Source organism: Candidatus Poribacteria bacterium (assembly GCA_026706025.1).
Classification (GTDB): domain Bacteria; phylum Poribacteria; class WGA-4E; order WGA-4E; family WGA-3G; genus WGA-3G.
Genome location: JAPOZO010000055.1, coordinates 1 through 13,982, shown reverse-complemented (window position 1 = coordinate 13,982; position 13,982 = coordinate 1). Strand labels below are relative to the sequence as shown.

General features: G+C 46.9%; 10 protein-coding genes. All 10 read right to left on the bottom strand.

Annotated features, from left to right (window positions below):
• Positions 1 to 214: 214 nt before the first annotated feature.
• Positions 215 to 2,641, bottom strand: coding sequence for an FG-GAP-like repeat-containing protein (locus tag OXH00_12575; protein ID MCY3741848.1), 2,427 nt, complete (start codon positions 2,639 to 2,641; stop codon positions 215 to 217).
• A gap of 1,091 nt (positions 2,642 to 3,732) precedes the next feature.
• Entirely contained in the window at positions 3,733 to 4,572 is an 840-nt protein-coding gene (locus tag OXH00_12570) for a nucleotide-binding protein (protein ID MCY3741847.1), read from the bottom strand.
• A gap of 116 nt (positions 4,573 to 4,688) precedes the next feature.
• Positions 4,689 to 6,029, bottom strand: coding sequence for a DNA methyltransferase (locus OXH00_12565; protein ID MCY3741846.1), 1,341 nt, complete (start codon positions 6,027 to 6,029; stop codon positions 4,689 to 4,691).
• 135 nt (positions 6,030 to 6,164) lie between these two features.
• The gene (locus tag OXH00_12560; GenBank protein ID MCY3741845.1) at positions 6,165 to 7,559 is read right to left on the bottom strand and encodes a tetratricopeptide repeat protein; all 1,395 of its coding nucleotides are present in this window, start codon (positions 7,557 to 7,559) and stop codon (positions 6,165 to 6,167) included.
• Between the two features lie 156 nt (positions 7,560 to 7,715).
• Positions 7,716 to 9,380: a CRTAC1 family protein gene (locus tag OXH00_12555; GenBank protein ID MCY3741844.1), complete on the bottom strand. Its 1,665-nt coding sequence runs from the start codon at positions 9,378 to 9,380 to the stop codon at positions 7,716 to 7,718.
• A 176-nt stretch (positions 9,381 to 9,556) separates the two neighbouring features.
• Positions 9,557 to 10,912, bottom strand: coding sequence for an acetyl-CoA carboxylase biotin carboxylase subunit (gene accC, locus OXH00_12550; protein MCY3741843.1), 1,356 nt, complete (start codon positions 10,910 to 10,912; stop codon positions 9,557 to 9,559).
• Between the two features lie 133 nt (positions 10,913 to 11,045).
• Positions 11,046 to 11,567, bottom strand: a complete 522-nt coding sequence (locus tag OXH00_12545) for an acetyl-CoA carboxylase, biotin carboxyl carrier protein (GenBank protein ID MCY3741842.1) — start codon at positions 11,565 to 11,567, stop codon at positions 11,046 to 11,048.
• Positions 11,568 to 11,671: 104 nt separating this feature from the next.
• Positions 11,672 to 12,229, bottom strand: coding sequence for an elongation factor P (gene efp / locus OXH00_12540; protein MCY3741841.1), 558 nt, complete (start codon positions 12,227 to 12,229; stop codon positions 11,672 to 11,674).
• Positions 12,230 to 12,401: 172 nt separating this feature from the next.
• Entirely contained in the window at positions 12,402 to 13,088 is a 687-nt protein-coding gene (locus OXH00_12535) for a non-canonical purine NTP pyrophosphatase (protein MCY3741840.1), read from the bottom strand.
• Positions 13,063 to 13,821, bottom strand: a complete 759-nt coding sequence (gene rph, locus OXH00_12530; protein ID MCY3741839.1) for a ribonuclease PH — start codon at positions 13,819 to 13,821, stop codon at positions 13,063 to 13,065. Before rph ends, OXH00_12535 begins: the two co-directional genes overlap by 26 nt.
• Between the last annotated feature and the right edge of the window lie 161 nt (positions 13,822 to 13,982).

Sequence of the window (13,982 nt, the reverse complement as noted above, 5' to 3'; positions counted from 1 at the left end):
ACACCTATGGTGCGGTTTTGCGGTGTACACACCCCGGGGAATGCCCATAAGGCATTCATACCGTTGATTCATGCGACCTGCATTCCCAACCGCACCGGGTCCGATAAAAAACTGAGAATTACCCGATTAAATTCTTAACCTTCATTTCGGTGGACTTACAATTTTTGGCTGACTCCATGAGAAATAACGGGTTCTGTGCATTGAAATCTGGGATTCATAGACTTTTTCCTTCAGTGACAACCAATTTCTGATTGACAGATAGATTCCGATGTGTATCCACTTGACCGGAGGGCCAGACGATTTCAAGGACATCAACCTTCGTATGCGATTTGAGACCGATTTCAAGGGACAGGCTATTCGTTGAGCCGAAACCGCATCCACCGCTAACCTCTCTGTAAATCACGCTATCACCAACGCGCAAAGTCACCTTAGCCCCAATGCCGTCTCGATTGCTCTTGACCCCGACCAATTTCAAGGTAAGCCAATTGTTCCCAGCACCGGTATTCTGATAGAAGAGGTTGTGCCACTGATCCCCAATAAACGCACCACCGACAGGAACGTAGATGTCAACATCGCCGTCGGTATCAATATCACCGAACGTTACACCGTGTCCTTTTCCGATATTGCCTAACCCCAGAGCGAGCGTCGCATCGGTAAAGGTACCGTCCCCGTTGTTGCGGAAGAGCGCGTCGCGTTCGAGTCTACCCATTTGCGGTGCCCCAGTAGCAAGATAGATATCCAGATAACCGTCGCTATCAATATCGCCGAAGTTTGCCCCCATCGCGCCAAAAGCGTGATAGAGTCCCGATTCACGGGTAACATCGGTAAAAGTACCGTCCCCGTTGTTGCGGTAAAGCACCTGTCGGTCGCCATCGTGTGGCGCAGCCCCAGTGATTTGTCCGGCGATAAAGGCTTGGAACGAACCTGAATTCGAGATGAATATGTCCAAATCCGCGTCGTTGTCAACATCTAAAAAGAAGGTGACAAATGCATCCGTAACAGGGATATCCATGCCGGTCGTTGGGGTGACATCGGTGAAAGTACCATCCCCGTTATTGCGATAGAGGACATTGGATTGCCCGAAGTTGACGACATGCAGATCAATATACCCATCCTTATCGTAATCCCCCCAAGCGGTTCCAAGGGAATTACCTGTATTCGCAACACCCGCTATTTTAGCGGTATTCGTGAACGTACCATCACCGTTATTCTTGTATAAGACATTGGCAGCACCATCACCGATGACCCCATCTGCGATGTAGAGGTCGAGGGAACCGTCGTTGTCGTAATCCGCCCACGCGGCGCAGAAACTACTCTGCGGGTCGGCGACACCGGCGGTGTGTGTAACATCGGTAAAAGTGCCATCACCGTTGTTGTGATAGAGTGTATTCTCCGCGGCACCAGACCAACCCCCACGGGTGATATAGAGATCGAGATAGCCATCGTTGTCGTAATCCGCGAAAAGTGAACCCCAACCACCTCTCGGATCAGCGATGCCTGCTTCGTCCGCCACATCGGTAAAGGTACCGTCCCCGTTATTGCGGTAAAGGGCGTGGGGTTGATAAGTGCCGACAGCAACGATATCCTCATCGCCATCGTTATCGTAATCTCCCCAAGCACTTCCACGTCCACCGTCAACCTTGTCCATTTTTAGATTTGGTGCAACATCGGTAAACTGGCTTTCGGCTTTCGGCTTTCGGCTATCAGCATTTGGTTGGAAGATTGGAAGTCTGGAAGATTCTTTTTTTCCTTCTGCCTTTCCATCCTTCCTGTCTTCCGTTCCAATCTCTTGCTGACGGCTGACGGCTGATGGCTGACGGCTGATGACTATTTTAAATTCCTCTGGCAACTCTTCAGGGTAGCCACCGAGTTGACTATATGCTGTCCACAGATTCCATAGGGTTTCGGGGTCTCTCGGTTTGAGGCGGAGTGATTCTTTGAAATTTGTTACCGCTTTTTCAAGATTGCCGTGCCGGAGATGGTAAACACCGAGATAGTAATACGCCCCGGAGTGGCGACGGTAATTTTGGATAATGTTTTCAAACCGCTTCGCGGCTTTATCCGCTTCACCGAGACGAAATTCAGCCAAACCGAGTTGGAGCATCGCTTCCAGATTATTCGGTTCAAGTTCCAGTACCTTCTCAAACTGACGTTTAGATGCCGAGAGATCCGGCACGAGCATCTGTTGCGGGGCACCCAAAAAATAACCGAGCCTAATGCGGGCATCGGTATCGTCAGGGTTGACTTCCAATGCACTCGTAAGGGCAGCCGTAGAATCAGAAAACCGTTGTTGGTAACTAAAAACCTGTGCTAACGTCAGATATGCCCTTGATAACTTATCCTGTGCCCCTGATGCCTGCCTCAGAAGTCCTATTAACATCTGTAATTCCACCTCAGCGGCGGCAAACTTCAGCTGTCTAATGTAAGTGCGTGCTAACTGCATACGCGCATCGTGTGCGTTCGCATCCATCTCCAAGCACGTTTGAAACGCTTGTTCCGCTGCGGCGAAGTCGCGGCTATCTAAAGCATCAATACCGCGCTGATACTGCGCAGCCACTTGCGGAGTCATCTTATCCGGTGGTGTATCCATATCGCAACCGGCAATAATGAGAAGAATCAGGAAAACAAAATAAACTCGCATACGCCTCCAATCCCAGGCCCGGTAGGTTCGGTTTTGCGGTATACTCACCTACCCCAGGCCCGGTAGGTTCGGTTTCCTAACCGAACCGGATTTACCCAGGCCCGGTAGGTTCGGTTTTGCGGTATACTCACCTACCCCAGGCCCGGTAGGTTTGGTTTCCTAACCGAACCGGATTTACCCAGGCCCGGTAGGTTCGGTTTCCCAACCGAACCGGATCCTACGCGAAAACCTTAAAGATTTCAAAACCCTCTTCAGTCCCGTAGGGGACGGCATGTTTATAGCAGCGTATAGCCAAAAAACCTAAGCCCCGTAGGGGTGGCATGTGTATAATAGTTGTCCCAAAAGTCCTAAAAAAATCCCTAAATTGACACCTATGGTACAGTTTCCAACCGCCTCATAAGTGTCAATTTTAGCGCAAATAACCGTTGTAGTCCCAGGCCCGGTAGGCACTGTTTCCAACTGCGCCGGGTTTTAGCCATGAACTTTGGACACGCCAGAAACCCTCTTCAATCCCGTAGGGACGAAATGTTTATAGCAGCATGTGGCCAAAAAACCTAAGCCCCGTAGGGGCGGCATGTGTATAATAGTTGTCCCAAAAGTCCTAAAAAAATCCCTAAATTGACACCTATGGTACAGTTTCCAACCGCCTCATAAGTGTCAATTTTAGCGCAAATAACCGTTGTAGTCCCAGGCCCGGTAGGCACTGTTCCCAACTGCGCCAGGTTTTAGCCATAACCCTTGAATGCCTAACCCTCTTTAGTCCCGTAGGGACGTAATGTTTATAGAAATGCGTCGACTCCGTCTCCTAAGCCCTGTAAGGGCGGTATATTTATATCTGTGCCTGAAGCAGGATTTCCAAGATTCAAGGATTTTCAGGAGTGTTCAATCCTTATATCTATCGTTGTTAGGACCCTATCAAATATCCCTAAATTGACACCCATGGTGCCGTTGAAAACCGCACCGGACTTGAAAAAGAGGGTTCAAAAATTCAGACAATCTAACAATTTATTTAAAACCAAACGCTATAAGCCATTTTGGGATTGGTTAAATCTGGTATAACAGATTGTATTATGTCGTTTTAGGCTTCATAATCACTGAGTACAAAGTTCTATTCTAATTATGGATTCTCGTTTCAAAACACTAACAACATCTCCGAAAGTTTCCTTTATTTTCCCATTAGTAAATGAAATGTATATAATCCCATCAATGTTACTGAATTTCTCACAACCTTCTTCCAGTAAAATGATTGTTCTTTCAGAACCAAATCTATCTTGACACTTTCCTATTTCATGGATTACATTTTGACGTGCATGTACTGAACCGTCTGAGTGTTCGTCCTCGCCTGTCATTATCAAGAATGCCATACATGATTTGTCTAACATTTCTTTTATACGACTGTTGATAGATTTTCCTGCTGCTGAAATACGATCAAATTCTTCATATTCAAGACCTAATGTTTCCACCAAAAAATCCTTAAATTCTCGCCATAAATGTGAACGACCATGTGCAATAAATATTCTCGCTTTTTTATTATTTGCAGTACTATGCTCCAAAGGTTCTTTTGTATTCTTTGGTAATACTTCGTATAAATCCAATTGTCCTAATATGCTTTGAAGTTGATTAAACCATGATATTATGTCTTTTTTATGATCTTTTATGTCATCAGCTGTGTAATCACGACCTATGACCCATGCCATTCTTCCCCAAGAAACCCCATGTGAATCTGGTAAAGGTGATATATCAAAAAGAGTGTCAAAAAGAGTTTTGTTGTAATCACACCATTTTCGGGACTCATGTTTAAGATTGGTCAGATCATCTTTTGAAGTTGCTGAAATTTCAGTAAGTCTTTTCCCCTCGTTAATCCGATCCTGTATCTTTTTAGAGGCTTCTGCTCTACTCTTAAGTAACTTTGGAAGTTCTTTGTCTTTCATAATACATCCTTGTGCATTCATGAAAAGTTAGTTATGTAAAAGGTAGTAGAGTGGTTTCCACTACCTTTGTTTTCGTAGTTAATAGATTCGGGCTTTGTTAAATCTGGTTTCACGATTTATCCTTTGTTCAGCCTTGAGATAAGATATTCTTGCCCGCGTTCACCTTTAACTCTGTTACAATGGCTACAAAGCAGTTGAAGGTTCTCAATATGGTCAGTCCCTCCAACATTTTCTGCGATAATATGGTCAATCTCAAGGTGTTGTTTCTCAAAGTGTGTACCACATCCGTTACAATACCCGCTTTGCTCTCCATATAATTGGGTCTTGTTTTTAGGGTGATTATATCGCAGAATATCACCTAAATCTGTGCGTCTCGGAATATCCGTGCGTTTGATGACATTTTCAAACAGTCCCTGATCTGTTTTAATCCGTTCAACAACTAATTCAGATGCTTTCTCTGATATGTCAATACCTATCCAATCCCGTTGAAGCCTATCTGCTGCGACGAGAGTTGTCGCACAACCGCAAAATGGATCAAAAACGACATCGCTTTTGTTAGACGAGGCTTTGATAATGCGGTCTAAGAGGGAAAGTGGCTTTTGGGTTGGATAGCCAACCCTTTCTTTGGCTTGTGAGTTTATCGGGGGTATATCAATCCAAACATCTTGAACAGGCACACCCGGCATATCATCTAAAAATTGCTTTAATCTCGGTGTTCCATTGCGAGTGTAGTATAACTTACCAGATTTATCATATTCCTGCATAGTGGTAAACGGACACCGCCAAATTTTAGTAATGCCGTTCCATTCGTACTGATACCCACCGCCACTTAAAGAGCCAGCGGTTAGGTCTCTGTCCAAAAATCTTTTACCATTTTCATCCGTATGCTTATACCTCTTGAGATACTCGTCAGAATAGGGTTGATATTGCTCATTAAGGGTGGGGGTATCACCTTTTGAATAGTAGAGTATAGTGTCATGAACACTCCCATAAATTGCAGAATCATTATGTGCTGCGGTTCGTTTCCAAACAACCTCATTCCGAAAGTTTCCCTTCCCAAACACCGCATCCATAACTAACTTGAGATAATGACTCATTGTCGTATCGCAATGTAGGTAGATACTGCCAGTATTTTTCAGAATACGCTTCATTTCCAGTAACCGAGCAGCCATGTAAATGAGGTAAGATTTATCGGAGTCCGTCATTGCCGCGTGGATAACTCGGTTGAGTGCGGGGTGTTTTGTCTCAATTAAATCAAGCCAAGCATTGTCAACATCATCAAGCGTCCACGTATCTTTGAATTCCGCACCAGCAGCTTTTGAACCTATAGGTGCTGCGTAGTTGGCATTGCTATTAAAAGGTGGATCAAGGTAGATTAAATCTACTGATTCACTATTTATCCCACGCATTATAGGTAAATTGTCACCCGTGAATATCGTCTTTGACTTAATATTCATGGTTTCCATACAAAACAGCCTTTCATAATCGCACAGATTCATTCACAAACTTCGTGAAAATGCACTCAAGGTTTCGGTATAATAACAGTAAGTTAGTGCAATGCAACTCCGCTTTGGACTTAAAGGGAGGGTCTCCTAAAAGCCCGCCAATCTCGCCTTTAATGCTTCTTTCTGAACGGGTTGCGCCAAATCCATGAGATAGATCCGCATGTGATCCGAACGGTCTGAACTAAACACAAGTTTCTTTCCGTCTTGTGAGAGGCTCGGTTCAAAATGCGCACCGATATGGTTTGTGAGCTGGGTCTTGTGCGTTCCGTCAATGTTCATCATCCAGAGGGTATAATGGTTATGTGCGTTTGAGACATAGAGAATCCGTTTACCATCTGAACTGAAGATCGGGTGATAATGGCTTGCGTCCGAAAAGGTTAACTGCTTCGCTGCCCCGCCTGCCGCATTGACAATGAAAATCTGATAGATGTTCTCTACCATTGAAGAGAAGGCGATCTGCTTCCCATTCGGCGACCATGTAGGATGTCCGTCGTCCACATCGTTATGTGTCAGCTGCGTCTTACTGCTGCCATCAATATCAATGACATAAATTTCTAACGTATCGTTATTTTCTGTGCTCCCAGGCGTGCTCGCGACCTCCTGTGTAGGTGCTTTGGATTCAAAGGCAATTTTTTTGCCATCAGGTGAAAAAACGGGGGCGCGGTCCGCGCCCTCTGCATCAACGAGTGGACGCTGGTTTCGCCCGTCAATATCCATGAGATAGATGGAAGCACGACTCGGATCAGAACCGCTTGCCTGGACAGGTGGGAGCATCATGCCTCCGCGAGTGCGTTCTGTAACGAAAACGATTGACTTCCCGTCCGGTGAAAAGGCTGGCATATATTCGTCAAGTTCGTCGGTGTGTGTGAGTTGGCGAAGTGAACGATCCGTGAGATCTATAAGATACAATTCGGCGTTCTGGAGACGATTCGATGCGAAGGCGACCCATTTTCCATCAGGCGAGATTGCCGGACTATAGTCGTCGTTGTCCTTCGCAGTAAACGTCATGATATTCCCCTTTTCGGTAAAAGTCTGTTCGTAATCGTCGCTGCCTTCGGTACGGAGACGTTGGACGTGGTAGGCATCGCCAGTAAGTCCCGCCAATTGAAGGAGAATCTCTTTTTTCGGAGAATCGCTGAGCAGGTTTTGAAACTGGGCAAGCGCACCGGAACGGTCACCGTTGTGCCAATAGAGGCGTCCGAGTGCGAGTCTGACTTCTGCACGTTTTGGAGCCAACTTCGCGGCACTTTTGAAGGCGTTACTTGATTCCGTAGTATCTCCTAATCCCTCATACACCAAACCGAGTTGATAGTAAGCCTCCGCATTGGAAGGATTTTGCTTTAGTGCTGCCTCAAACTGCTGAATGGCAGCAGTCGTGTCGCCCGTTTCAAGCAGTGCTTTGCCGCGCTTAATTGTGGCATCTTCACCACACGCGAACAGGATTAAGAATATAGAGATAGATAAGTAAAAATAATTGCGCATTTGATAGTATCCGCTTTCGGTTTTCAGGGAATAGTTATCAGTTATCAGTTATCAGTTAAGACAGGAACTTGATATATAAAGTCTTTCTCTTTACTGACAACTGACAACCGAAAGATTTTTTGAAAAAAATCGTACTGACAACTGTTCAGCTGATGGCTATTCCTGAGTTATACGGATGCGTTGGTTTGCCGGTATGTTATGACGTGCCTGGGTCTCTCCGTTCACCCATGTAACCTGCAAAGTCTCAATCTGTGTAGTATTTCCTACACCGAATTCAGCGATGAAACTGTTAGAGGACATGTAACTGTCACCGGCGTAAATCTCTCGTATCTGCGTCCGATCCGCCGTTTTGAGTTGAATCTTCGCGCCGATAGCATTCCGGTTCCCGTCTGTTCCAACCAATTCAACGTGCAGCCAATTGTTGCGATTTCCGCCTTCATTGCGCAATAAGGTCGCGGGTGCATGGTTGTTGACAATGAAAATATCGACATCGCCATCGTTGTCGTAATCCCCAAACGTCGCGCCACGACCGACACGTGTCGGGAGTGCTGCAATACCTGTGCTTTCACTAACATCGGTGAAAGTGCCATCGTCATCGTTGCGGTACAGGGCATCTGCTTGCGGAATAAGCACTTCTGGATTCCTCAGTTCTTGGAAGGTACTGCCATTTGTAACAAAGATGTCCAAATCGCCATCGTTATCGTAGTCGAAAAGTGCGGTGCCCCAACCGATCTGTTTGATGCCCACCTCAGCCAGCATCGCAGAATAGGATTCATCCACGAACCGGATATGCTCGCTGGTAGGAGGGTTTTGTAAACCCGATTCCACCAAAAGATTTCTGTAAAGCGCGTTTTCTTCATCGACCCAATGACTCATAAAGAGGTCAACGTCCCCATCGCTATCGTAATCGCCAGCAGTTAATCCCATAGAACCCCGAAAATCCGCTGCCCACGAATCATCACTCACATCGGTGAAAGTGCCATCCCCTGCATTGCGATAGACATAGTTCACAGAGGTGTCATTTGCGACGTATAGGTCCAAGTCGTTATCATTATCAAAGTCGCTAAAGAGGCACTGCATACTCCTGCCACCGGGTGCCGCTATCCCTAATTCGGCAGTTGCATCTCTAAAGGTCCCGTCTCCATTATTACGGTAGAAAACATTATCCTGTGGCTCAAAGACATGTGGATTCAGCGCGCTCGGCACCGGTTTACCAGATTGTAAAGACTCCTCCTGCATCTGCTCAAGCTTCTCTAAATCGTAGGTAACATAGTTGCAAACGTAGAGATCAAGGTCGTTGTCGCCATCCACATCTGCGAAGGCAGCACCCGTGCTCCACAATTCACAACCGACATCGGCAGTTGTGGTCACATCCCGAAAAGTACCATCCCCGTTGTTGCGATACAGGACGTTCGCACCATAATTCGTTACATACAGGTCAATATTGCCATCACCATCGTAATCTGCGAAGACACACCCCATGCCGTATCCTTTATGCCCAACACCCGCAGTATCGGTAATATCTGTAAACGTGCCATCCCCGTTGTTACGATAAAGTACATTTGTTTTGCTATCGGGATGAACATCTTGTACAAGTGAATGGGGGATATTGGCAACGTAAAGATCAATGTCGCCATCGTTGTCTATATCAGCAAAACCCGCACCAGACCCCATATCTTCCGGGAGTAGACCGTAACGCGTTCCGCTCGAATGTTGGAAATGGATCCCCGCCGCGTCTGTGACATCAACGAAGGTAGTTTCCGCCTGTAGCGTCACGGGTGTTAAAACGACTATCGCAAGCGTAAGCAAGAAGAAACGCATATCAGTTTTAATAGTTTTCAGTTATCGGTTATCAGAGGGAATAGTTATCAGTTATCGGTTATCGGTTGTCAGTTACTTTCTTGTGGCAGCCGCTTTTCTGATAACCGCCACAAATCGGCTCTTAACTGACGACTGACAGATTTTTTCGCAGAAAAAATCGCTCTGACAACTGACGACTACTCTAAGAAGTTCGTAAAAATGGTTCCGCTGCGAAAACGTTCGTCGTTGAGAATATTTTGGAAGAGGGGGATTGTGGTCTTTATGCCTTCAATCTTGAATTCGGACAAGGCGCGTTTCAACCGAGCAATCGCTTCTTCCCGATCCCTACCGGACGCAATAAGCTTCGCAATGAGTGAATCGTAGTGCGGCGACACAGTGTATCCGGTGTAGATACATCCATCAACCCGGATACCGATACCGCCCGGTGGATGGTAATTTGTGATAAGCCCTGGGGAAGGCATGAAGTTGTTCAAGGGGTCCTCAGCGTTAATTCTACACTCAATGGCATGTCCCTGGGTCTGAATATCGGATTGATTGTACCCAAGCTGCTCCCCCATTGCAAGCCGGATCTGTTCTTTGATCAAATCAGTACCGGTTATGCTCTCAGAGATAGTATGTTCCACCTGAATCCGCGTATTCATCTCCAAGAAATAGTAGTTATCATCTTTATCAACAACAAACTCAATAGTGCCTGCGTTTGTATAACCGATCGCTTTTGCAGCTTTAGCGGCAGCTTTACAGATTTCTGAACGGAGCTTGGGGGGAATAGAGGCAGCGGGTGCCTCTTCAAGGAGTTTTTGCTGTTTACGTTGAATAGAGCATTCACGTTCACCGAAATGGACGACATTGCCGTGTAAATCCCCTAAAATCTGGACCTCAATATGCCGCGCCTCTTCAATCCATTTTTCTATGTAGACATCTCCGTTCCCAAAAGCGGCTTCGCCTTCTGCCTTCGCCGTGTGAAAAAGGGTTAGCAGACTCGGGCGGTTCTCAGCGATGCGGATACCGCGCCCACCACCACCGGCAACGGCTTTGATCCCAACAGGATAGCCAATCTTCTCCGCAAGCTGCGCGGCTTCGTCAGCTGTCTCAACTGTCCCTTTTTTGCTGTTTTTGCGTTTGCCACTTCGGCTACCCGGCACAAGTTTTAAGCCCGCTTTTGCCACGGTCTCGCGTGCCTGCACTTTATCCCCCATAGTCGCAATATTCGTGACAGAAGGCCCAATAAACTTTATTTCGTGCGCCTCACAAATCTCGGCAAACTGCGCGTCCTCAGCGAGAAACCCCGTCCCTGGATGAATGGCGTTGACATTTGCGAAATCCGCAACTGCAATAATATTCGCATATTTGAGATAACTCTCTGCTGAAGGTGGGGGACCGATGCAGTACGCCTCGTCAGCATATTTAACGTGCAGTGCGTCTTCATCCGCGGTCGAGAAGATAGCTACCGTCTTAATCCCCATGTCTTTGCAGGCTCGGATAACGCGAACAGCGATCTCACCGCGATTTGCTATTAGTATCTTTTTTATCATATTTTATTAGTTATCAGTTACCAGTTACCAGTTATCAGTTAAGAGGTTTTTGATAATCCCAGAGTCCCTTTCTGACAACTGAAAGGTTTTTTCGCAGAAAAAACCGAACTGACGACTGATAACTGTTCCACCTTTACAACTGTTTCACTCGGAACAAAGGTTGGGAATATTCAACCGCCTCGCCATCTTCAGCAAGAATTTCTAAAATCTCGCAGTTAAAAGAAGCTTCTACAGGATTGTAAGTCTTCATAACTTCGAGCATCCCAACAGGTTCACCCGTGCTGACCGTATCCCCAACTTGCACAAAAGGTGATTCATCAGGAGCAGGCGCACGATAGAAACGCGCAGGCATCGGCGCGCTGATGTAGACACTCTGTCCATCACCATCCACCTCCGCTTCCGCCTTTTCTCCCGGCAGATGCGGTGTTCCCACCGCCATACCTGTCGCGGTTGGCTGTGGTGAAGACATTTGTTCATAGCCGCCCGGGTTTCCACGGTATCTGGAGACCTGCACCTCAAATTCGTTGTCCCGAACGCGGACCTCCGTGAGATCCGCGCGGTCGAGCACCTCTGCTAACCGTTCAACGAGTTCAAGGATATCACTATAGTCTTGTTCCCCAGATTGAGATTTATCCTTGGGTCTGTTTTGACGCATTTCTACTTTCGTGGCTATCAGCCATCAGCCGTCGGCTGTCAGCAAGAAACTCTGATAGACACAACATCTCTTGCTGAAAGCCGATAGCCGACAACCGACGGCTACTATATCCTTTCTACATATTTTCCGGTCCGCGTGTCAACTTTGATACGCGTTTCGTTTTGCACAAAAAGTGGAACGTTAACAACGCCACCTGTCTCAAGCGTAGCACGTTTGGAACCACCACTGACGGTATCACCCCGCAATCCAGGATCGGTTTCAACGATTTGAAGCTCAACGAAGTTCGGAAGTTCAACCGCGAGTGGCACTTGTCCATCCATTTTGACGGTGACAGTCTCTCCTTCTTTCAGAAACTTCAAACTATCTTCAACAAGGCTTATCGGTAACGTGTGCTGCTCAAATGTTTCGTTGTCCATAAACCATAGCACATCGCCATCTCGGTACATATACTGCATCTTGTGATCCATAAGCCTGACGGTCTCGATAGTCTCATTAGAACGGAATGTGCGATCTAAAACAGCACCATCGGTGACACGTTTAATCTTCGTTCGGGCAAAGGCACTACCCTTCCCAGGTTTCACATGCTGGCAATTCACTATCGTGTAAATAGTGTCGTTGAGTCGGATAACCAACCCGTTGCGTAAATCGTTAAGTGCTGCCATTTTCTCCTCAATTTTAGAGTTGTCAGTTATCGGTTATCGGTTGTCAGTAAAAGAGGGTTGCTGTGGTATTCTATCAGCTTATAGACTTTACCAAAAACCTTGACACGCTAAGCCCTCTTAACTGATAACTGACGACTGACAACTGATAACTATTTCCTCTGACAACTGATAACTATAAAAGCCATTCCCGTGCTTTTTCTAACGCCTTGGCTCTATGACTAATCTGATTTTTTATTTTTTCACCCAATTCTGCGAAAGTCTCATCGTAACCGTCCGGCACAAACACTGGATCATAGCCAAACCCGCTCTCTCCTACCGGCGCGTGTCTGATGTATCCCTCACAAATACCGAGAACGCCTTGACCAAGAACGCGATTTTCCGATATTTGAAAGATATGGCGCGCGTTCTTGGTCAAAGATGTCCCATCAGGATGGACGACTGCAATCGCGGCAACAAAACGGGCACGTCGATCCGTAACACCTTCAAGTGCTTGAAGAAGTTTCGCAATCCGGATCGCATCCGTAGCGTCTTCACCTGCCCAACGCTTAGAATTAATACCGGGCGCACCGTTGAGCGCATCTACCTCTAAGCCAGCATCATCAGCGAGCGTCAAACAACCTGTGTAGTGCGCAATGACAGACGCTTTTTTGGCGGCATTCTCCATATATGTTTTGCCGTCCTCAATAACTTCTGGCGCATCCGGATAGGCGTTCAAGGAGACCACCTCATACGCGTTACCGTAGGGGTTGGGTTGCCCAACCCGTGCGGACGAGGAAACCTCGCCCCTACGATAACGCCTCAGCATCTCCGCGAGTTCCCGTACCTTGCCTTGGTTACGCGTCGCCAATACCAGCTTCATCTAAATCCTCCAACATCATCCGATTTTGTAATCGGATAAGTTGCTGTATACCACCAACAGCAAGATCCAACATCTGATTGTAATCATCCCGCGAAAAGGGGTTCTCCTCTGCTGTACCCTGTATCTCTATAAACTGACCACTACCGGTCATCACAATATTCATATCAACATCGGCTGTTGAATCTTCCGTATAACACAAATCCAACAAGGCTTCACCGTTGACAAGCCCGACACTCGTTGCGGCAATGTTATCGGTAATAGGAAACGTTTCGATTCTTCCACTTTTGACAAGCCCTTGACACGCATCCCAGAGTGCGATAAACGCACCTGTAATCGAGGCAGTGCGTGTGCCGCCATCGGCTTGGATGACATCACAATCCACCCAGACTGTCCGCTCTTCTAAGGCGTACAAGTCTACCGCAGCACGCAAGGAACGACCAATGAGACGTTGTATCTCTTGTGTTCTACCACTGGCACCGCCGCGGGTTATCTCGCGTTGCATCCGTTCAGAAGTCGAACGCGGTAACATCGAGTACTCGGCTGTTACCCAACCTCTATTCTTGATCCGCTGGTCCCGCATGAACCGAGGCTGCTGGTCAATAACGGAGGCTGTACATATAATACGGGTGTCCCCTGTTGCAACGAGGACTGAACCCTCTGCATGTTTGATATAATGTCGTTTAATCCTAACCGGCCGCAACTCATCTGGCCGGCGTCCATCCTCTCTCGCCATTTTTCTCCCCATCTATAAGGTTTTAAGTAGGGCTAATGCCTTTGTGTAACTTTTCCGTTCAAGGTAGTGCTCAAGCATTTTAGGGGCTATCGGCGCAAGCTCCTGATGCAACTCGTTGATTCGCTCCAATTGCGCCAATATATCCTCTCCTGCCTCAATTT

Coding starts and splice junctions, on each gene's coding strand:
- rph (MCY3741839.1), bottom strand. CDS start 13,821: ATGGCGAGAGAGGATGGACGCCGGCCAGATGAGTTGCGGCCGGTTAGG.
- OXH00_12560 (MCY3741845.1), bottom strand. CDS start 7,559: ATGCGCAATTATTTTTACTTATCTATCTCTATATTCTTAATCCTGTTC.
- accC (MCY3741843.1), bottom strand. CDS start 10,912: ATGATAAAAAAGATACTAATAGCAAATCGCGGTGAGATCGCTGTTCGC.
- efp (MCY3741841.1), bottom strand. CDS start 12,229: ATGGCAGCACTTAACGATTTACGCAACGGGTTGGTTATCCGACTCAAC.
- OXH00_12570 (MCY3741847.1), bottom strand. CDS start 4,572: ATGAAAGACAAAGAACTTCCAAAGTTACTTAAGAGTAGAGCAGAAGCC.
- OXH00_12545 (MCY3741842.1), bottom strand. CDS start 11,567: ATGCGTCAAAACAGACCCAAGGATAAATCTCAATCTGGGGAACAAGAC.
- OXH00_12535 (MCY3741840.1), bottom strand. CDS start 13,088: ATGAAGCTGGTATTGGCGACGCGTAACCAAGGCAAGGTACGGGAACTC.
- OXH00_12565 (MCY3741846.1), bottom strand. CDS start 6,029: ATGAATATTAAGTCAAAGACGATATTCACGGGTGACAATTTACCTATA.
- OXH00_12575 (MCY3741848.1), bottom strand. CDS start 2,641: ATGCGAGTTTATTTTGTTTTCCTGATTCTTCTCATTATTGCCGGTTGC.
- OXH00_12555 (MCY3741844.1), bottom strand. CDS start 9,380: ATGCGTTTCTTCTTGCTTACGCTTGCGATAGTCGTTTTAACACCCGTG.